We start from the raw sequence: 20,784 nt of genomic DNA on the forward strand, positions 1-20,784 counted from the left end.
AATGATGATTTTACATAATGAAACTAAATTTTTGATTAGTTTCTTAAGGTTAAGTTGAGATGATTACCAAAATATAAACTAGTAATGACAAAGATAGTAAAAAGACTTCAATATTTACTTATTCATAAAGAAACTTGTCACTTTATAATTTTAAATATTAAAATTACTCTAGTCATTCCAAATTACTCTAGTCATTCCAAAAAAGAATGACTTTTTAGACATTCTTTTTTGGATTGGTTTGACTTTTGTATATAGTACTAACATATCGAATTAGAGATGGGTGATATTCTTGCTAAGTAAACGTCAAACTTCTCCCACCTAGTTTCAGCTTCCTATCCATGCGATAATTTCCTCAAAAATAAATGAGGAGGTTTTTAGATGGATAACCCGAATCTTCAGAAGGGATGGGAACTTTGAATAGCTGAATATAAAGCGAGTGGAAAGTCCCAAACAAAATGGTGTGAAGACAATGGTTTGAAAATTCATCAATTTAAGTACAGGCTTTATAAAGTGATAGAGCGGGGCAAAATCAAAACCGAAGTCTAACTGGATCCCAGTTACTCTATGTAAGATCAATGTCCGCTAATGCTTATAGCATGATTTGGTTCCATTTCTACACATACCCCCTCTTTTTAATAATGATCAAACTTTTTTATAAATTTAATATGATAAGATTACGAAAAGAATCTGTTTTTGATCAAACTTTTTTAAAAATAGATTTTTTTTCTTTCTATAAATCAAGGGATTAAGTGAACTTTTTGATCAAACTTTATTTTAAATCTACAGGAAGAAATTCCGCTGGAGGGGTTTTTGCTAAACGATGAAAAAATGGAGGGGACTCGATGATAAAAGGTGTTATTTTCGATTTTGATGGTTTGCTAGTGGACACGGAATCGATTTGGTATGAAGCGTATAAAGAGGCGATGCTAGATAGATATAGTGTGGAGATTGAGTTGGCGAAGTACTCTGGTTGTATTGGGACGAGTGATGAGGGTTTGTATGAGTATTTCTGTGAGTTGACGGGGCAGGCGGTTACATATGAGGAAATTGAGGGGTTGGCGGCGAAGAAGTATCGGGAAAAGATGAAGACTCCTGTTCTTAGAGAAGGCGTTATAGAGTATTTGGAGGAAGCAAGGAAGTCCGGGTTGAGAATTGGTTTGGCATCGAGTTCATCGAGGAAATGGGTGGAAGAGTATCTTACACGGCTTCATACAACTGAGTATTTCGAAGTGATAAATACAAAGGATGATGTTCGGAAGGTGAAACCGGATCCGGAGTTGTACGTAAAGACATTAGAGGATTTGGGCTTGCAACCTAGTGAGGCGATTGTTTTTGAGGATTCGTTGAATGGTTTGGCTGCTGCGAAGAGAGCGGGAATATACTGTGTGGTTGTGCCGAATGATGTGACGAGGGATTTGGCGTTTGAGGGGTATGGGTGTAGGTTGGAGAGTATGAAAGAGAAGGAATTGGGGGAAGTGATAGAGAATGTTACTGACTAAGTTAAAGAGTTGTTGCTCGTAGTCAGAACCTTGTACTAAGGCCTCGTTTTATAACAACAGTCATAGAACTGGGGATTTTTATGGTGAAATTATGAAAAAGGTTGCTTACTTGCAGTGAGTGACATAGGACGGATGTGAAGCCATGTATGAAGTGATAGATATTTCGACTTGGTCACAAGATTTATCAATCCAAGCTTCGGGTACTCGGGAAAAATACTGGATGCAGCCTAGTCAAGAAAGAAAAGAAAAGTTCTTATTTAAAATTCCAAGGGTAAAAGGGGAGATTTGGGCAGAAAAGGTAGCTGCAGAAATTGGTAAATCAATTGGTTTAACCATGATGAATGTATCCTTTGCGACTCATAATGAAAGAGAAGGGGTCCTACTAGAAAATTTCTCCCCAAGAGGGATAGAAATGCATGATGGTGGGGAAATCCTTTCTACTATTGTTGAACAATTTAATCCAAAGCAGTTAGATGATTACTCCATAGAGAACATCATTAAAGCTTTAAACCATTTTAACCTAATTGGTCAGTTTATTTCTGTTTGTGTTTTTGATTCATTGATTGCAAATCAGGATAGACATTGTGAAAACTGGGCAATCATGTTAGTAAAGGGTAACTATAATTTCTCCCCAATATACGACAACGGGGCTTCATTGGGTTTCAATGAGTCTGAGGAAGTACTGAGAGAGTATTTACGGGATGAAGTGAGATTCAAAGCCTTCACAAATCGTGCTAAAACCCTAATTGAAGTAAATGGAAACAGGAAGCCGAAAGTGAAACAACTTATGGACTATTTATCAGTTCATTTTGCGAAAACGGTAAATCGAGAAATTGACCGCACTCAATCACTCGATTACAATAAACTCAATACGATATTGGATAAAGTGCCTGACCATCTTATGTCGGACATTCAACGTGACTGGGTAGTTAAGTTAATCGCTTATCGAGTAGATTGGCTAACGTATTGGAGAAAGGAGCTGGTCTAAATGGCAGAGCTCTTATGGCTTGTATGGCAAAACATTGAAACTAGACAGAAGTACCATGTTGGCAACCTTCTCTACATTGAGAATGACGGGTACTATTTTGAATATGAGAAGCAGCAGAAATCAAGAGGCTTAAGTGAAGCTTTATTGACTGGATTTAAAGGATTTTTGGCATTTCCGGACTTTAAAAGTGCTTATTATTCACCTTTTCTTTTTCACGCCTTTGAACGTCGGCTACCAAATAAAAATCGACCGGATTACCAGCAGTTAATGAAGCATTTTGGCTTAGAAAGTAATGCTCACCAGATGGAGCTGTTACGTGTAACTAAGGGGAAAACGGCAACGGATTCCTTTGAGTTAGTCTCACCTATTTCTGTAGATGGAAAGGGATTTGTGCTCGACTTCTATATTGAAGGTTGGCGTTATTATGATGGTGATAAAGTTTTAGATCAACTGTCTGTAAATGAGGCTTTAGCTTTTAAACGTGAACCCGATAACGAACATGACGTTTTTGCAGTAAAAGTATTAGCTTCTGGATGTTTAATTGGATACGTGCCGGCAGTTTACTCGGAGTTCTTCACAGGAATCATTGACCATGATGGTGAGCTAACTATGGTAGTAAGTAAAATCAGTTATGAAGCTATTCCTCAAATGAAAGTTTTGGTGCATGTTACAGGCTGTATGCCTCAATCTCTAGATGAGCAAATTCTTATCAAAATGTCACCTGTTCAAGAGAGAATGGATGTTATTGAGGTTGTTCAGTAGAACCTGGCGCTTTTTTACTCTGGTGTGAGTAACTCGCATAGCTTGTCTTGGGGTATTACTTACGGTGGAATAACGAGACTTAATGTAAAGAATACCCCTTGATTGAAACACGAGCGGAAACACGGGGACGGTTCGTGTGTTTCCTTCCCCCTCCCCGTTGAAGAGGCTTTTTAAAAAGTATGCGGATGGGGCTCATTAGGGTTCACCTGAAATCATTTTAAGTGGCGATTTTCTACATCCAGGACACAACGTGACATCTTTATTGACAAGAACGGAAAGAATTTCAATGGTATTTAGTCCTTCATATTTCGGTTGATAAACCGGACTTTGCGTTAGTCGACGACAGAGTTGCAGCTTCGTTTTTTTGTTTCGATTCGCTAGTAGTCCATAGTGTCTGATTTTCACAAATTTCCTCGGAAGAATATGCATTAACAATCGACGAATAAACTCTACACCTTTCATCTTTACAGTCTTTTTTTCATTGTTGTTTTTATAATCCTTCACGAGAATTGTAACCGTATCGTTTTCAACCGAAAGAATCCGGTGATTGGATATGGCGATACGATGGGTGTAACGGCCAAGATATTCGATGACAGCCAAGGGACCCGAAAATGTCCTTTTGGTATAGCTATACCAGTTTAGGTTATAACACTGATCAATTAACTCTTGAAATGCTTTCGGGTCTTCAAACTGTTTGGCATCATTATAAAATTCAAGTCGATTTTGTTGATAGTATTGTTTTAAATAATAGAGAAATTTACCACGAAAGTTTTTAGATAGGACTTTAACCGGTATAAAGAATCTTTTACTTGTGCTGCGCCACTGATTCTGTTTGGTAAGTCCCCCAGCTAATACAACCGTGTGAATATGGGGATGGTAATGTAAGTTCTGCCCCCATGTATGCAGCACCGATAAAAAGCCGATCTGCGCACCCAAATATTTATCGTCTTGGGAAAGCTCCATCAATGTTTCTGCCACTGCCTTATACATTAAATTGTAGAGCATTTTTTGGTTATGATAAATCAACATTTGAAGCTGTTCAGGCATGGTAAATACCACATGGAAATAGGGCGCATTGAGAACATCTTTCTTTCTCTGATCCACCCAGACTTCTTTGTTGATTCCTTGGCATAAGGTGCAGTGTTGATTTCGACAGGAATTTATAGCTTACTTGGGTATGTCCACAGGTGTTACATTCATAAGCACGCCCGCCTAAGGCGTTGGTTCTACAGTTCATCATGTCTCTTGCGGCTTTCGCTTGGATCTTATGTATTTTTCATATTGTCCGTGTTATAATCGCCATATGAAAAAGTATGCCTTTCTTTCTTGGTTTGTTTGGTTTGGCGATTAAACAATACCACAAGATAAGCATACCTTTTCATTTTTTTTATGTCTTTTTAAGGTGTTTTTGTTTTTAGAACTGCTTTTAAAGAGCCATCGCATTAGCGATTTCGTTCTTCTCTTGCTTCGGAAGCAAGAGAACCGTTCCCACGCTTCACTTCACCCATGCTTCACAATGATTTCTTCAGCGGGTAGGGGAGTGTAGTCGCATATAACTCCACCTCAGTCGTCGGGAAGAGTAACGTTTGTCCGTTTGCTTCGATTTCACGGTACGTAATCCGGTAGATTTGAGAACGGGTTGGCAGACTTTGTAGACATTCTCACGTTCCCCATGTGTACACGTATTTTCCTTTACGGGGAGAGTGACATCCACCCTGTTGTTTCGCCATCTCGAGTAGACTTTCTTTCGGTTCTTTTCGTCGATTAATTTGAGAATCATGTCGGCGGGTACTTCTGCTTCTTGAATCGCTTGAACGGTGTCGGCACTGTCAATTCCCCCATCTAAACGAACAAGTAGTTTTTGGCTTGTCGCGATAGCGGCGAGTTGCAGTGTATCACGAATAAAGGCAGGCGTTCCTTTCTGTACGTGCTGACTGCCTTTACGCGGCTCGGTATGAAGACAGTATCCCTCCCTTCCGACGTAACTAAAAATAGGGGAGAATCCGTCGCATCCTTTATAGGTTCGACTCACGCCTTCCTTTTGTGTTTTTCCGTTATCCCACGGACTCACATCAATATCTATAGGGACGCAGTGGGTGTTGTCAGAGACCTGGATAGGAGTGAGATGTCCTTTCATTCTGCTCAGCAGTTTGGCATTCTCATTTGGTATAAAGGCATGCGGTTGATACTTCAGAGCCAACGCGTCTAGCCGTTGCCTGAACGTGGGAGAAGAAGGAACCTGGTCAATGCCCATCGACAAGGAAAAGGCTTCATCTGCTCGGTACCGTTCTATGTCGTCGAAGTCACTTCTTCCTTGACTAAGAAGACCTATGTAAGAAGCCATCACATCACCATTTGATATATCAGGCCCGCGGTATGTAGGGTGCAGACTCAGAGGGTCAAACTTCTGTAGGAGGTTGGTCTTGTGTAACAAAAATACCAGCCAAACAAAGTCCCGTGTAGGCATAATAGTTTTCGTCTGTACGTTCAAAGGTAAAGCGTTGTAATTCCCCCAAGTTTTTCACCCTCCAAGTGAAAAAGTAGTGAAATACTCTTTCGATGTTGTATCCCTAGTATAACAGGGATTCTACAGAAAATAGAGGGTGGTTTTATAAGATTTATCTCACGGATTCAGGTTTCATTGTATCGCTGATATAGCTTGGTGGATTAATATTGACTCTTTACTCAACGAAATATTTATCAGGCTTTTTAAAACTAAAAAAAGTAATCGAAAATATGAATTAGAATTAGAAAGGAGACATGATAATGTATGGTTGGTTAAATATCGGGAGCCTTGTGCTGGGTTTGATTGCATGGATATTGCCTATTGCAAGTCTAGCAAAGCATAATAAAGATAATAACAAAAATTGGGTTTTATTTTCGATAGCAAGTATTAGCGCCTGTGTAATCTCGCTATGTTTTCAAATTTTATATAACGATTACTTAGTCAGGACAGAAGATTGGTCGGCTCTTATGGACACTTCTAAAGGTGTGGTTCGTCTTTCTTTCCTACTTTCTATAGTAACTATTGTACTTAATGTAATTACTGCAATTGTATATAACAAAAAAGTAAATGATAGCTACTCATAGGTGGAACAGGAAAAGCACTTTTATTGTATTAGGGCTTCCAGCTCAAAACAATGCTAAAATGAAAAACAACGCAGTTTAACCTGCGTACTAGTCATAGCATTCCGCCCTCTTCTTTATTTTTTCTAAAATCTCATTTTCACCTTGACAATCTTTGTTCATGGTGAAAAATGAGTTTGTCTGTTAAAAACAACCACATAGCGTCAGACTAAACAAGTGGCTTACTGAAAAGCGGATGCTATACTTCCATAAGCAGATTAAACAGCTGCGTTTTCCAGCTGTTTAACGCATTAGATTCCTACCTTAATCTAACCGCCTCTCTCATCCAGAAAGGAGGTTAATGTATTTTTCTTTAGGGTGAATGCTAGTTTTTGTTATCAGCGTACTTAAAATTTAAAATTAAGTCTGAAGCTTTTGTGCCCGGGAAACTGCTTGGACAACAAATTTATCATCCATTGAAGAAGGTGTCTTGGACACCAATTGTAAGACAGGTACTAATCACATATGATTATAGTCCTTTTAATAAAAATCTCAAAGATTACTTTGAGAAACTTGATATGAAAGAGTTTGATAGAAACAATGTAGCGTATAGACAAAAGTTAGCGAAAAAGCAGAAATACAAATGCTCGTTGTGTAGTAAATCAATTGCAAATGGAACCGAAGGTCTAGAAATGCATCATAAAGGGCATGGTTGATGGTTGGAGTCTATGGGAGAAGTGATGGACAATGTCTAATATTCTTGACATAGTGTGGAAATTTTCGGGAAGTGCGCATCCATTCAAAGAAAAGATCATAGACCTTCTATTCAAATGGCTGAATAGAAGAAGTCATTAATTGGAACAATTTTGTTTTGTTCCTTAAGAAATTTCTGTTACCACAACCACGGGTTAGAGAAAGCATCATACGATGTAAAAAGGTTGTTCCACAAATCAATGAAGCGATTATGGAAGACAACCGTTTCTGATTTTGTGTCAACTTTACTGAAAACTAATTTGAAGATAACTCGGATTCCAATTTAATCCAAGTTTGAGACCAGTTCTCAATTGTTTTCAAAATGGGTTCCATTGATTGTCCTTTTTCTGTTAAAGAATATTTAATAATAACTGGTGTTTCGGGTATAACCTCACGTTTTACTACCCCTTGGTTCTCCAATTCCTTTAAACGATCTGATAATACTTTTCCACTTATACCAATAGAAGTTTGTATCTCATTAAATCTTTGTGGTCCCAATAATAATTGATAGATAACTAATGTTGTCCATCTCTGACTTAATAACGAAATTGCTTTTTCGAATTTCGGACAAATTGTTGGTTGCTTCATTTTTTAAATGCACCTCGCTTGATTTCTATTATACCACAAAACAGAAATCAAATAACAAAACAAAATTTAGTTACTTGACATCATTTGCTTTCCTAGATATACTTACTTACATAAAGTAACGTGGTGAGAAAAGGAGAGTTTAAATGGATAAAAACGAAATTGGGAAGGTTATATTAAGAGCGGTATTAGGTCTTACAATTTTTATTCACGGGTTTTCAAAGTTCCAAGGGGGAATTTCAAATACAGTTGGCTATTTTGATAGTTTAGGGATTCCTGGATTTATGGCTTATGTAATTGCGGTTGTTGAGTTACTGGGGGGTATTGCATTAATTCTAGGACTTGGAACACGAATTGTTACCTTGTTATCTTCACTAATTATGATAGGGGCTATTTTTACTGCAAAACTTTCAGTTGGCTTTCTTGGCAATGGTCAAATGGCAGGGTATGAACTTGAACTTGTATTATTAGCCGTATCAATTTATTTCGTTTTAGCTGAGAAATCAAAAATTTCATTTGATCAAAAGTTTTTTCAATCATAAAAAATGTACTCTAGGAGGTTTGTCTATGGGATTTCACACAAAACCAACAACATTTGTTGGGCATGTAAAAGTTAAAGTGGAAAATTTACAACGTTCAATAAGATTTTATCAGGATGTCCTGGGTTTCGATATTTTAGACCAAACAACTTCAACAGTAAAATTAACAAGTGATGGAAGAACAAGTTTTTTATCACTGGACCAACCTGAAAATATTCTACCAAAACAGGAAAGAACCACTGGTTTATATCATTTTGCGATTCTCTTACCAAATCAATCGGATTTAGCCAATATTGTAGTTCATTTGGTTGAAAAGGGAATTCGCTTTGGATCTTCTGATCATCTTGTTAGTGAAGCATTGTATCTACATGATCCAGATGGAAATGAGATTGAAATTTATCGTGATCGGGCTCCTTCTGAATGGAATTGGAATGGCGATGAAGTAGCAATGACTGTTGATCCATTAGATTTTGATAATTTGCTAAAACATGCAACACCGGGTGAGACTTGGCAGAGAATGCCTGCTAAAACGGTAATGGGGCACATTCATTTACACGTGTCAGAACTAAATAAGACAGAAGAATTTTATGTAAAAGGACTAGGAATGGACGTAGTCAATCGATTTGGAGAGCAGGCCTTATTCCTATCATATGGAAAGTATCACCACCATGTAGGGGTCAACACATGGAATGGCGTAGGGGCTCCAACTCCCGCCAAAAATAGTGTAGGTCTCGAATCGTTTACGCTCATTTTTGATAATGAAGGGGATCGTAAACAAGCAGTAACAAATTTGAAGCAGATTGGTGCGGAGATATTTGAAGAAAACAATACTATTATCACTTTTGATCCTTCTGGAAATTGCATTGAGTTAGCTGTATAAGATGGAGGTATTCGATTGGTTACTAAAGAAAGTGCTGGTATTGAAATTGGTATTTACACACTTGCGGATATTGGTCCAGCCCCCCTGACTTCCAAGACGATAACGGCTAAGGAGAGAGTAAAAGAAATTATTCAAGCCGCAAAACTTGCTGACGAGGCTGGACTGGATGTATTTGGAGTAGGGGAACATCATCGTCTGGATTATGCTTCTTCTTCTCCTGCGGTTCTATTGGCTGCTATTGCACAAGTAACAAAACAAATTAGATTAACAAGTACAACAAGTGTTTTAAGTACGCTTGATCCTGTTCGTCTATTTGAAGATTTTGCTACATTGGATTTACTTTCGGATGGTCGGGCAGAAATACTGGCTGGTAGAGGAGCATTTATAGAATCATTTCCTCTTTTCGGTTATAGTACAAACGATTATGATGAATTGTTTGAAGAACATATGGAACTCCTATTACAACTGAACCAAAATGAGACTGTCACATGGTCGGGGAAGTTCCGTTCTTCCTTAAGGAATGCTGAAATTGCCCCAAGACCGGTACAAGAAAAATTACCAATTTGGATTGGAGTTGGTGGTACACCTGAGAGTGCCGTTCGTGCTGGAAGATTTGGGGTGGGAATGGCTTTAGCTATCTTGGGTGGTAATCCAAGACGTTTTAAGCCACTTGTCGATCTTTATCGTCAGGCTGGAATAGATGCTGGCCATGTACTCGAAACATTGAAGATTGGTGTAACCGGACATGTCTATCTAGCTAAGACAACTCAGCAAGCAAAAGACGAGTTTTATCCATATTATTCCAATTACTGGGAATATGTAAACCGTCAGCGTGGAATGGTGACAAGAATATCAAGGGATGACTTCGAACAAATGGCTAGTCCAGAGAGTGCATTGTTTGTAGGGAGTCCGCAACAAATCATAGAGAAAGTTCTTCAACAATACGAACTCTTTGGGCATCAACGTTTCTTGGCACAGTTAGATATAGGTGGTCAACCGTTCAAGAATGTAGCAGAAGGCATTGAATTGTTAGCAACGGAAATTGCACCAATCGTTCGAAGAGAAACAAGTAAATAAACTTTTTATAGGCGGTGTGAAGATTGGGTTTTATTGAAAAAATATTTGGTAAACAAACTAAGGAGGACGAAACAATGACAACAGAAAAATTGAACATTGGAATTATCTTAGGAAGCACTCGTCAAGGACGTATAAGTCCACAAGTAGGAGAATGGGTAAAAGGAATTGCTGAAAAACGAGGAGATGCATATTATGAAATTGTAGATATTGCTGACTTTAATCTTCCGTTTTTAGGAACAACTGATGGAACGGAGCCTGGTATTGCTGCTTGGAATGAGAAACTGGCAAGCCTTGATGGGTTTGTATTCATTGTTCAAGAATACAATCACAGTATTTCCGGTGCGTTAAAAAACGCCATCGATTTTGCGCGTGAAGTTTGGTATAACAAAGCAGCTGGTATCGTAAGTTATGGTTCTACTGGAGGGGCTCGTGCAGCTGAACATTTACGAGGTATTTTTGCAGAACAGAAAGTTGCGGATGTTCGCACACATCCAACTTTGAGTTTATTTACTGATTTTATTAATGGAACTGAGTTTAAACCACAAGAATTACATTTCGATAATGTAAATACGATGCTTGATGAAATTGTTGCTTGGAGTGGAGCATTGAAAACCTTACGTTAAACTTAAATAGGAAAACATGGGGGAAACACGGGGACGGTTCGTGCGCCACGAGGGGCGCATCATATAGTGGGTGGGACTCCCACTGAGAAAGATTTAGCAAGTCACTCATAGCGAGTCTTAAAGCGAAGGAGGTTTTCATTCGAAGACATTGTGAACCGGGACAGATGTTGAATTTGACTGGGGCGAGGTAAAGTTAGAGGTTGACGGAAAGATGAAAAGCTACTCACTTGCTGTGTTTACCTTGGCACATAGTAATTACCGATTTGCGAGACTCTATCAATCTGAATCGCAAGTCTGTGTGCTAGATGTCAGCTTCCGGTTTTTATATGTTAAAATTTACCATATACATTAAATTACTTTTTGCCAAAAAAATAAGCCTTAATTAGTTTTTAGCTCTGTTAAAATGGCTGTTGATTTCCGTTCCAGGTGCTCGCTTTCCGCGGGGTGGGCGGTGAGCCTCCTCATCGCTTTCGCTCTTGCGGGATGAAATGCGGAAGCGGTCCGTTTTGCTTCCTCTGAAAAAGGAAAACACGGGGACGGTTCTTGTGTTGCCCTAATATTTACCAATATATTAAACTGAGACAAAGTTCTTTACTTTTTTCTGTTATTTCACCAGCGTTGCACTAATTTAATTAGATGAGTGGATTTCACAAATCAGAGCCCATGCAGCGCAATGGTTTTGAGACATAGTAAAAGGAGTACCTCCCCAAGTCTTGTATAATGGTAAGTAAGCACGAACCAAAAGGCTGGAGGAACTCCCAATGGTTAGATACGCCGAGTGAGCTTGCAAGAATTATACGAGATGGAACCTACCCAACGTTATCAACGGCCCGCCCGCGGAAAGCGTCCGCCTGTAGCGGAAATCAACATCTACAAATAGAAAAATTTAAAGCAACTAATATTCTGCTGGTCTGTGTTTATTTAGAATAGTGATTTATGAAATTGATTCAGATGACTGCAAATACGATAAATGTTCAAACTTTATGTAGTTGTGCAACAAAAAAGCTCTTTATAGTAGATACGTAAGCGTCAAATAAATCCCACCTACTAATGCGGGTGGGATTTCGTGTATGCTCTATTTAAATTTGTTCGGAAGGCGATATTCTTCTGGAATGGTTGAGCCATGGTAGTAGTTGTGTCATTTTGCTTTTATCTGTCTTATCCATGTTGGGAAGTTCCTCAAACACATAACAACGCTATAGATCATCGCACTAGCCTTAGCTCCTTTTGCGGTGTTGCTAAAAGGATAATTTTTACGGCCGATCACGAAAGGCTTAATGGAGCGTTCAGCTCGGTTGTTATCGATCTCCAAACGACCATCCTTCAAAAATGCCTCTAATCGATCCCACTGGTTACGACAATATTTGAAGGCTTACTCGAGTGCACTCTTTGGAAGGACACGTGGCATTTGTTCACGAAGCCATGACGAAAAAGCGTCCAGCACAGGCTGGCTGCGCTCCTGTAACTGTCATTCTACTTCTATGCGGTGAAGCAAACGGTCCAGAATAGCTATTGTGATCCCCTGATCTCCCATCAATTCACCCCATTCTTTAGGTCCTTTATTAGAAGTTAACAAAATGGAACAATCTAACCTAGTGTTAGAGAAGCTTCCTCCTACTCGCCCCGACCCACCAAAACAGGAGTTAAAAAAGTACAGAAAACAACAAAAGATTACCCTATGTTAGCGTTTACATAAAACAGGGTCTACAGATAAGATAATTAATAAGTTAAATAGTTTTAACTCAAGAAAAGGGGAATGAAGATGAAAAAAGGGTTCAAAGGACTAACCTATCTGCTTTTTGCAATTATGGTAATGCTTGTTCTTGCAGCCTGTAGTGGTGGTAGCGGAAGTTCAGTAAGTGTCGGTATCGTGTTGCCTACTAAAGACGAGCCAAGATGGGTACAGGATGAACAACGATTCAAAGATGCTTTAGCAGATTCAGAGTATACAACAGAAATTTTGTTTAGCCAAGGATCTTCCGCTAAGGAAAAGGAAAATGTTGAAACGTTAATTAGTAAAGGAATTGAAGTGCTAATTATTGCTCCTCAGGATGGAGCTGCTGCGGGTGCAGCGGTAGAGGCTGCTAAAGAAGAAGGAATTGCGGTTATAGCATATGACCGCCTTATTACGGGGACGGATGCGATTGATTATTATGTAACTTTCGACAGTATTGCTGTAGGTGCAGCCCAGGGGCAATATTTAATTGACAATGCGGAAGGTACTAACAACCCATTGTATCTATATGCTGGTGCTGCTTCTGACAACAATGCGTTTTTATTTTTTGAAGGAGCATGGAGTGTACTTCAACCTAAAATTGCTGACGGTACATTTGTCATAGCGAATTCCAGCGAAGCAGAGGCATTAAAAGATAAAGCAGAGCTAACCCGTGAAGAATTGGGTCAAATTCTCGGTCAAGTCACTACAAACTGGGATCCAGCTGAAGCGACAAACAAAGCTGAAACTCATTTGACGGCAGTAGGTGCGGACATGAAGGGTGATGTTTCCATTCTCGCACCGAATGACGGTACTGCACGTACAATTGCCGACGTATTTGCATCTGATCCAGCGGTATCAAGCTACGTTATAACCGGTCAAGACGCGGAAAAAGCATCTGCTCAATATATCATCGATGGTAAACAATCCATGACCGTTTTCAAAGATGTTCGTACGCTGGTTAATGATGCAATGGGTATGGCAGTTGACATTTTAGATGGAAGTACGCCTGAAACAACTGGTACTTATAACAACGGCAATATCGATGTAAAAGCAAAGCAAACGGATGTTATTGTTGTGGATAAAAACAACATAAAAGCTGAACTCATTGACTCTGGTTACTACGAAGCAAGCGAATTTACAGGACTAGAATAATAAGTATAACAGTAAAATAGTGATAGAAACTTCTATCACTATTTTACAAATGTAACTTGTTTGTTAAAGGGTGGGGATGATGAGCGAGTATATCCTAGAGATGGAGCAGATTACTAAAGAGTTTACGGGAGTCAAAGCGCTCAGTAATGTTAATTTCAAGGTGGAAAAGGGTGAAATTCACTGCTTAATTGGTGAAAATGGTGCGGGGAAGTCAACACTTATGAAGGTACTCAGTGGTGTTTATCCTTATGGAACCTATCAAGGTGATATTGTATTTGATGGCATCGTTCAGAAGTTTAATAAAATTAGTGACAGCGTAGATGCTGGTATTGCAATTATATACCAGGAGCTCGCGTTATTTCCGGATCTTACTGTATATGAGAATTTATTTGTTGGCAACGAAATGCAACGTGGTGGAGTAGTAGACTGGAATCAAACCATTGTAGAGTCGAAAAAAATGTTAGAAAAGGTAAATCTGAAAGTAAATCCTGAAACATTGATAAAAGATTTAGGTGTTGGTAAACAGCAGTTGATTGAAATTGCTAAAGCCCTCAGCAAAGACGTAAAGCTACTCATTTTAGATGAGCCAACAGCTGCCCTAAATGAAGACGATAGTGAAAACCTGTTACAACTTCTACTCGAGCTGAAAAATGAGGGCATAACGAGCATAATGATTTCACACAAGCTAAAGGAAGTCATTTCGATTGCCGATAAAGCTACCGTCCTTCGGGATGGAGAAACAATTTGTACATTAGATGCTTCTAAGGGAGAAATTAAAGAAATCAATATTATTAAGAACATGGTAGGTAGAGAAATTAATGATATCTATCCAAAGAGAAACAAGAAGACTTTCGGTGATAAAGTACTCGAATTATCTAATTGGTCAGCGTATGATTCCCAGCTAGGGCGCCAGGTTGGCAAAAATATAAATATTCACGTAAGACAAGGCGAAATAGTGGGTATAGCCGGATTAATGGGAGCGGGAAGAACGGAATTGGCTTTAAGTGTGTTCGGAAATCCCAAGTCTTATAAACTGCAAGGTGAATTAATCGTTGATGGTAAACGTAAAAAGTTTAGACACACTAGTGATGCAATCAAAGCAGGAATTGCTTATGTTACAGAAGATCGTAAGGGCGACGGGCTGTTTTTATCACAAGATATTAAACAAAATATTTCTGCGGGGAATCTAAAGGGAATCTCCTCGAGTGGTGTCATCAATGAAAACGAAGAAATAAAAATAGCAGAACAATATAAAAACAATTTGACGATTAAAGCACCTTCTTTAGCCCAACTTGTGGGTAACTTAAGTGGAGGTAACCAACAGAAGGTTTCGCTTGGGAAATGGCTATTCGTTAGTCCAAAGCTACTTATTCTGGATGAACCGACACGAGGTATTGACGTGGGTGCAAAATTTGAAATTTACACCATTATGAATGAATTAATTAGTGAAGGTATGAGCATTATCATGATTTCTTCAGAGCTTGGTGAGATTTTAGGAATGAGTGATCGGGTGTATGTAATGGCTGAAGGCGAAATTAAAGGTGAGTTGTCATCGGAAAAGGCTAATCCAGAAAAAATTATGCAACTTGCTACGCAATAGGAGTTGGTATTTATGAATTTTTTTAATGAATTAACAAGGCTTATTAAAGATAATATACGTGACTATGGTATGTTTATTGCCTTATTCATTATTATGCTCACTTTCACGATCATGACAGATGGACTATTCATGTCTTCCCGGAATATAAGCAATCTATTAGATTCTGCCGGCTATATTGCTGTGTTAGCTGTAGGTGTTATGATTGTTATCATCATACGACATATTGATCTATCGATTGGATTTTTAGCAGGGTTCCTTGGCGCGATTGTAGCTATTTTACTTATGGATGTCGGTGTATCGGTTTATTTAGTCATTCCGATTATTCTTGTGATTGGGACTATCATAGGTTTATCAACTGGTTTTCTAGTTGCCCAAATCGGGATTCCTTCCTTTGTAGCAACGCTAGCAGGATGGCTCATTTTTAGAGGGGCGCTACTAAAGGTAACGGAAGACTCAGGTACGATCATTGTCCAAAATGAAACATTTAACGCAATCGGTAACGGATATATTCCTGCTATTATGCAGGTGAATGGACTTCACTTACTTACCTTAATTATAGGGGCATTGTCTAGTATCCTTTATATTTATAGTTCGATTTCTAATCGAAGAAAAAAGATAAAGTACAACTTTGAAGTTGTTTCAAGAGAGATATTTATTTTGCAATTAGTGTTTGTTTCAGCAATAATAGCGTATATCACTTGGATTCTAGCAGGCTATAATGGTTTATCGTGGACGGGTATCATTATTCTGCTGGTTGTTATTATCTACCATTTCCTAACAACAAAGACAGTAATCGGTAGGCATATTTATGCGGTCGGGAGTAACCCAGAAGCAGCTCACCTTAGTGGAATCAATGTCAAAAAAATCACGTATCTCGTATTTGGTTCAATGGGTATGCTCTCAGCACTTTCGGGAATTTTGTTTACTTCCCGTTTACAATCTGCGACGACGACGGCGGGGACATTATTCGAGCTTGATGCCATCGCAGCCGCTTATGTCGGTGGTGTATCTTCTGCTGGGGGAGTCGGAAAAGTAACGGGGGCTATTATCGGAGCCGTTGTTATGGCATCCCTAACTAATGGGATGAACTTGCTAGGTGTAGGGATTTCCTACCAATATATGATTCGTGGTGGTGTACTGGCTTTAGCAGTTATCTTTGATGTCACAACGAGAAAAAGAGGAAAATAGTTTCAAGTATTCAACGGTTTAATGTTTAAAACTTCTTCATAATAAGAATAAAAGAGGGGGACTCATTGAGATCCCTCTACTTGTTGTATGGGAATTAGTGGATATCCTGGTGCTGGCTAACGTTTAAGAATTCCTTCCTCCATAGTTATCAACTCCATTCCATCGACCGCTTACACTATAGTTCAACCCACTCACTAGTAATAAGGCCCCGTTTTACTTAAGTTAAGGAAATTTGTGCGATTCTAAATAAATGGTATGATGAAAATAGTTTTATATAGAGGAAGGAGATATTTCTCTTGCGAAAAACTGGCATTTTCATACTATGCCTCCTATTCATCATCCTTTTGATTTTTACGGCCATATCGGCAGAAAAAGTGTTTCGTTTTAATTGGGAGTTACCAAAGGCTATCAACCAGAAAGAGCCACAATATCGCCTAGTTTTAATTACACAAGACATAGATACACCCTTCTGGGATAAGGTTGGGTACGCTGCACAAGAGCAAGCTAAGAAGGAGGGTGTGAGCCTTGAAGTATGGGGGAGCTATGATAATAATAAGGAAGACTTTTTGGAAAACCTAGAAATAGCTATCTATTCAAAGGTAGATGGCATAATTATACAGGGGCTTGATACAGCAAAATTTAAAGATTTGATAAAGGTCAAAGCCTCATTTTATGGTGTCCCAGTCATTACTGTAGTAAATGATGTTCCAATGTCAGAGAGTCTTAGAAGAACGTATGTTGGTTCCGATCAATATAAGGCGGGTAAGTTAATTGCAGGGCAATTGGTTTCCGATATGGGATCCATCGGTAACGTCATACTCATGTCAGATCGTATTCGGGAGTATTTTCAGGAGCAGCGGTTGAGAGGGATACAGGATGTTTTAAAGAAATATCCGAATATACAGATCTTGAATGCAGAAACGTCTGAATCGAGCGAGCAAATAATTTCCACTACCCAAGACATGTTGAACCGGATGCCGGATGTCGATGCTATTGTAGCTGTCAACGCAAGTATTGCAGGGACTATGATTCAAGAAATTAGTAAGCGCTCACAATTGGAGCGTTATCATATTTACTCCTTTGATGATGGCCCCGAATCATTATTGCTGTTAGAGCAAGGAAAACTAGATGCAGTGATCCAACAGTCACCCGAGATGATGGGGAAACTTAGCGTGAAATTAATGACGGAATGGCTGAATGGCGAGACACTTCCTCTCGATTCAAGCGGTTATCTCACCGATATTCAAATATTGAAGGCAGTGGACGTACAATGAACAAAATCCAGAAGAAAATATGGTTGCTCTCTACAATAGTTTTAGTTATTATGGTAGCTATTTGGATAGCGCTTACCTATTATAATAACAAAACGCAAGATCAATATAATAATATTCTGCAACGGTATTTAAGTATGAATGAAGTGACGAGTTCAAGTCAGCAGATTATAACGGATTTGAACAACTACATACTGAATCCTACTTCAGATAACCTGGAACAACTTGGGTTGAGTAAGAAAAGGATACTTCGAGCGAAAGATAATGTTTATGAATTGAGAAACGTGGAGAATGATTTTGCATTGACCAATTATATTAATTTAATTAATAGTTTCATAGAAACAACGGATCGATTACTATTGTTCCATGCAGAGAATGAAACCGAAGCTTCAGCGAAAGAGTTTACGGAAGCGACACGGATTTCAAACTATATATCCGAGATGACCCTCACTTTGATTGGCACGGAAATGAAGACGTATGACAGGTTCTATTATGGCATTATTGAGCAGTCGGCAGAAATGGAAAAACTTGGCATATGGATGTTACTGCTCATTACGCTCTTACTGCTTCTCATCTCGTATTGGTTCTCGTTGAGTATTACTAAACCAGTGCACCAGTTGACACAAGCGGCTAACGAGCTATCTAAAGGTAGGTTTGATTTAGAGGTCAAAGTGGAAACAAATGATGAAATTGCCTTTTTGGCGAAGACATTTGATCGAATGCGCATTAACATAAATAAATTAATTTTAGAGATCAAACACAAGGCTCAACTTGAGCAGGAGCTCCAGCAGAACAAAATTCTGTTGCAAGAAAGCCAGTTTCGCAGTCTACAAAGTCAGATTAATCCGCATTTTTTGTTTAATACGCTCAATACAATTTCTAAGAAAGCTTATCTAGAAGGCTCTGAAGAAACTAGTGACTTACTAGTGAATGTGGCAGGTTTACTCAGATATAATTTAAAGCAAATGGACAGGTCCGTTACGCTCCGTGATGAGGTAGTAGTTTTGAAGCAATACATGGATATCCAAAAAGCGCGGTTCACAGACCGTCTCAAACTATATATGAAAATAGACGAATCCTGCCTAAATGTGAAAATTCCCGCGCTAACGTTACAGCCAATTATTGAGAATGCTGTCATCCATGCAATAGAGCCTAGAGAGAATGGAGGGACCATTTGGGTTCGAATTTTAGATGAGAGCGACCGAATAACGATAGAAATTGAAGATGATGGAATGGGAATGTCAGAAGATAAGATTAACCAAATCCTAAATGAACAGGTCGTTCAAACAGAAGGTCATTCTACTGGTATAGGGTTCAGTAACGTCGTCAAGCGCTTGCGTCTTTGGTACAGATATGAGGAAGTGATAGACATTGAAAGTACTTCAGGAAAAGGCACGAAAGTTATACTAAGAATCCAGATGATAAGGGAGTGATTAAAATGGTGAAACTCCTAATCGTTGATGATGAAGAAATCGAAAGGGAAGGGATGCAAGCAATTTTACAGAAGTCCTTTTCGAAACTTGTCATCAAACAAGCAAAAAACGGAGGAATTGCTGTACAAATGGCTGGGGAGTTTAAGCCAGATTTGATTCTGATTGATATTAAAATGCCCGGAATGAGCGGTCTTGAAGCGTTTGAACGAATCATTGTAGATCATCCAAGCATTAAATTTATTATGGTTACGGCTTATGACACGTTTGATTATATGCGCCAGGCGATCCAACTTGGTGCTAAGGATTATTTGCTAAAACCCAGCAAAGCAAGCGATATCGTGGAGACGGTTGGAAAAGTACTAAAGCAGATTGTTGAAGAACAGAAGTCATTTGCTACGAACAGACTCCAACAAGAGTTGTTACAAAGAACGATGTCTATTGTCGAGTCCGACGTAGTAACACAACTGTTATTTGACCATGTTCATGAGGTACATATAGACATGCTGGTCGAATTGCTGGATATTAAGTCGATGGACGAGATGTTTGTAGTAAACGTCTTAATGCCGAAGGGTTCAGAGACCTTTTATTCTGATGTTAAAGAGAAGGTGAGGCAAACGGTAAGCGGATGGGTTGGAGCCTTGCACGGAAACCGATTGCCGATCATTGTGTTCCGAAATCCAGAAAAATCGTTCCGTTCTGAAGCAGTCTATCTCGCACGTGAGATTCTTTCCATACCAAATTTTGATACTAAATCAAATTGGTTTGTCGGGATAGGGAACGTTTGTGGTTCATTGGATCGCGTTAGAAAATCCTATCAAGAATCCTTAATGGCAACTATGGATACAACAGAACCTGTTAAATATCACTTATATGAGGACATGCGAGTCATTGAAGGATTATGCACTGGGTACTCGATTAAACAATTAGAAAAGGAAATTTCTGATCAAAGTCGCCTTGGACAATGGGAGAAAGTTCGTACTCATGTTATGAATCTATTACAGTGTTGCGAGAACGAAGGGATTAGTCTTCTTCAAGCTCAGCAAAGGGTTCTGGAGGTGCTCTGGATTGTATCCAGGGTTTTGAGGGAATTAGGCATAGAAACAGCAACCCCCTTTTATTCCTTTCAAACCCATAATTATCGGCAACTTCAATATGAAACAGATGATTTACTAGACCAGATGAGACAGTGGTATGTGAAGTATTATGAGCTGCTTGAAGCAGACACTATCGAGCAGACAAAACAATATATCATTGAGCATTCTCATGGAGAGATATCCTTAGATGCATTAGGGAAAAGAGTAGGTTTAAGTCCGATTTATATGAGTCGAATGTTCAAAGAGAAGATTGGAGTCAATTATATCGATTTTTTAACCGAATGTCGGATTGAAAAAGCTAAACAACTGATGAGTAGTTCAAATAAGAGTATAAAAGAAATTTCATATGAGGTAGGTTATCATGATCCAAATTATTTTAGTAAAGTGTTTAAGAAACTAACGAATATTTCACCAAAAGAGTTCCAGAAGACGATGCTAGGCAAAAAGGACTGATTGAAATATAGATTTTGAAACTTAGACTTTCAAGGAGGGGAATAAGTAAATGGCCCAGAGATATACCCGTCTAAGTCTGGTTATATTAGTCATATTAAGTCTAG

General features: G+C 38.8%; 18 protein-coding genes and 4 pseudogenes. 17 read left to right on the plus strand and 5 right to left on the minus strand.

Going from position 1 to position 20,784, the window contains the following annotated elements; translation table 11 throughout:
* Positions 1 to 417: 417 nt before the first annotated feature.
* The 4 genes from tnpA to HHK01_RS01160 all read left to right on the plus strand — a co-directional run bounded on the left by tnpA (position 418) and on the right by HHK01_RS01160 (position 3,249).
* Positions 418 to 546, plus strand: coding sequence for an IS66 family insertion sequence element accessory protein TnpA (tnpA, locus tag HHK01_RS15850; protein WP_407646944.1), 129 nt, complete (start codon positions 418 to 420; stop codon positions 544 to 546).
* A 296-nt stretch (positions 547 to 842) separates the two neighbouring features.
* Positions 843 to 1,499, plus strand: coding sequence for an HAD family hydrolase (locus HHK01_RS01150; RefSeq protein ID WP_170006026.1), 657 nt, complete (start codon positions 843 to 845; stop codon positions 1,497 to 1,499).
* Positions 1,500 to 1,641: 142 nt separating this feature from the next.
* The gene (locus HHK01_RS01155; RefSeq protein ID WP_170006027.1) at positions 1,642 to 2,487 is read left to right on the plus strand and encodes a HipA domain-containing protein; all 846 of its coding nucleotides are present in this window, start codon (positions 1,642 to 1,644) and stop codon (positions 2,485 to 2,487) included.
* The gene (locus tag HHK01_RS01160) at positions 2,488 to 3,249 is read left to right on the plus strand and encodes an HIRAN domain-containing protein (protein WP_170006028.1); all 762 of its coding nucleotides are present in this window, start codon (positions 2,488 to 2,490) and stop codon (positions 3,247 to 3,249) included. It abuts the gene before it with no gap.
* Between the two features lie 195 nt (positions 3,250 to 3,444).
* Here the strand turns inward: HHK01_RS01160 and HHK01_RS01165 are convergent.
* Positions 3,445 to 4,522 (minus strand): annotated as a pseudogene (locus HHK01_RS01165) (IS91 family transposase).
* A 252-nt stretch (positions 4,523 to 4,774) separates the two neighbouring features.
* Positions 4,775 to 5,593, minus strand: a complete 819-nt coding sequence (locus tag HHK01_RS01170; RefSeq protein WP_170006029.1) for a transposase — start codon at positions 5,591 to 5,593, stop codon at positions 4,775 to 4,777.
* Positions 5,594 to 6,015: 422 nt separating this feature from the next.
* On the opposite strand from HHK01_RS01170, the gene HHK01_RS01175 reads away from it, so the two are divergent.
* Both HHK01_RS01175 and HHK01_RS15460 read left to right on the plus strand, forming a co-directional pair.
* The gene (locus tag HHK01_RS01175) at positions 6,016 to 6,339 is read left to right on the plus strand and encodes a hypothetical protein (protein WP_194241271.1); all 324 of its coding nucleotides are present in this window, start codon (positions 6,016 to 6,018) and stop codon (positions 6,337 to 6,339) included.
* 461 nt (positions 6,340 to 6,800) lie between these two features.
* Positions 6,801 to 7,031: a hypothetical protein gene (locus tag HHK01_RS15460; protein ID WP_228027616.1), complete on the plus strand. Its 231-nt coding sequence runs from the start codon at positions 6,801 to 6,803 to the stop codon at positions 7,029 to 7,031.
* A gap of 292 nt (positions 7,032 to 7,323) precedes the next feature.
* Here the strand turns inward: HHK01_RS15460 and HHK01_RS01180 are convergent, their stop codons facing one another.
* Positions 7,324 to 7,656, minus strand: a complete 333-nt coding sequence (locus HHK01_RS01180) for a winged helix-turn-helix transcriptional regulator (RefSeq protein ID WP_170006031.1) — start codon at positions 7,654 to 7,656, stop codon at positions 7,324 to 7,326.
* Positions 7,657 to 7,799: 143 nt separating this feature from the next.
* Between HHK01_RS01180 and HHK01_RS01185 the strand changes: the two genes are divergently transcribed.
* From HHK01_RS01185 to HHK01_RS16000, 5 genes and pseudogenes are all read left to right on the plus strand, one after another.
* Positions 7,800 to 8,195 (plus strand): DoxX family protein, encoded by a 396-nt coding sequence (locus HHK01_RS01185; RefSeq protein WP_170006032.1) that lies wholly within the window; start codon positions 7,800 to 7,802, stop codon positions 8,193 to 8,195.
* A 25-nt stretch (positions 8,196 to 8,220) separates the two neighbouring features.
* The gene (locus HHK01_RS01190; protein WP_170006033.1) at positions 8,221 to 9,072 is read left to right on the plus strand and encodes a VOC family protein; all 852 of its coding nucleotides are present in this window, start codon (positions 8,221 to 8,223) and stop codon (positions 9,070 to 9,072) included.
* Between the two features lie 15 nt (positions 9,073 to 9,087).
* Positions 9,088 to 10,149: an LLM class flavin-dependent oxidoreductase gene (locus HHK01_RS01195; RefSeq protein WP_407646919.1), complete on the plus strand. Its 1,062-nt coding sequence runs from the start codon at positions 9,088 to 9,090 to the stop codon at positions 10,147 to 10,149.
* A gap of 74 nt (positions 10,150 to 10,223) precedes the next feature.
* Positions 10,224 to 10,772 carry an NADPH-dependent FMN reductase gene (locus HHK01_RS01200; protein WP_407646920.1) on the plus strand — a complete coding sequence of 183 codons (549 nt, stop codon included), beginning with the start codon at positions 10,224 to 10,226 and terminating at the stop codon, positions 10,770 to 10,772.
* 119 nt (positions 10,773 to 10,891) lie between these two features.
* Positions 10,892 to 11,097: pseudogene (locus HHK01_RS16000) on the plus strand (IS21 family transposase); the annotation flags it as partial.
* 754 nt (positions 11,098 to 11,851) lie between these two features.
* Here HHK01_RS16000 and HHK01_RS01205 read toward each other — a convergent pair.
* Positions 11,852 to 12,234: pseudogene (locus HHK01_RS01205) on the minus strand (IS66 family transposase); the annotation flags it as partial.
* 6 nt (positions 12,235 to 12,240) lie between these two features.
* A pseudogene (locus tag HHK01_RS01210) lies at positions 12,241 to 12,354 on the minus strand (ATP-binding protein); the annotation flags it as partial.
* 180 nt (positions 12,355 to 12,534) lie between these two features.
* Between HHK01_RS01210 and HHK01_RS01215 the strand changes: the two are divergent.
* From HHK01_RS01215 to HHK01_RS01240, 6 genes are all read left to right on the plus strand, one after another.
* Positions 12,535 to 13,641, plus strand: a complete 1,107-nt coding sequence (locus HHK01_RS01215) for a sugar ABC transporter substrate-binding protein (protein WP_170006035.1) — start codon at positions 12,535 to 12,537, stop codon at positions 13,639 to 13,641.
* Positions 13,642 to 13,720: 79 nt separating this feature from the next.
* Positions 13,721 to 15,241, plus strand: coding sequence for a sugar ABC transporter ATP-binding protein (locus HHK01_RS01220; RefSeq protein ID WP_170008602.1), 1,521 nt, complete (start codon positions 13,721 to 13,723; stop codon positions 15,239 to 15,241).
* A gap of 12 nt (positions 15,242 to 15,253) precedes the next feature.
* On the plus strand, positions 15,254 to 16,429 hold the full coding sequence (locus HHK01_RS01225) for a sugar ABC transporter permease (RefSeq protein ID WP_170006036.1): 1,176 nt from the start codon (positions 15,254 to 15,256) through the stop codon (positions 16,427 to 16,429).
* 296 nt (positions 16,430 to 16,725) lie between these two features.
* Entirely contained in the window at positions 16,726 to 17,703 is a 978-nt protein-coding gene (locus HHK01_RS01230; RefSeq protein WP_170006037.1) for a sugar ABC transporter substrate-binding protein, read from the plus strand.
* The gene (locus tag HHK01_RS01235) at positions 17,700 to 19,133 is read left to right on the plus strand and encodes a sensor histidine kinase (RefSeq protein WP_170006038.1); all 1,434 of its coding nucleotides are present in this window, start codon (positions 17,700 to 17,702) and stop codon (positions 19,131 to 19,133) included. Before HHK01_RS01230 ends, HHK01_RS01235 begins: the two co-directional genes overlap by 4 nt.
* A 5-nt stretch (positions 19,134 to 19,138) precedes the next feature.
* On the plus strand, positions 19,139 to 20,680 hold the full coding sequence (locus HHK01_RS01240; protein ID WP_170006039.1) for a response regulator: 1,542 nt from the start codon (positions 19,139 to 19,141) through the stop codon (positions 20,678 to 20,680).
* Positions 20,681 to 20,784: the final 104 nt, after the last annotated feature.

Source organism: Bacillus fonticola (assembly GCF_012955605.1).
Taxonomy (GTDB): Bacteria; Bacillota; Bacilli; order Bacillales; family JC228; genus Bacillus_CG; species Bacillus_CG fonticola.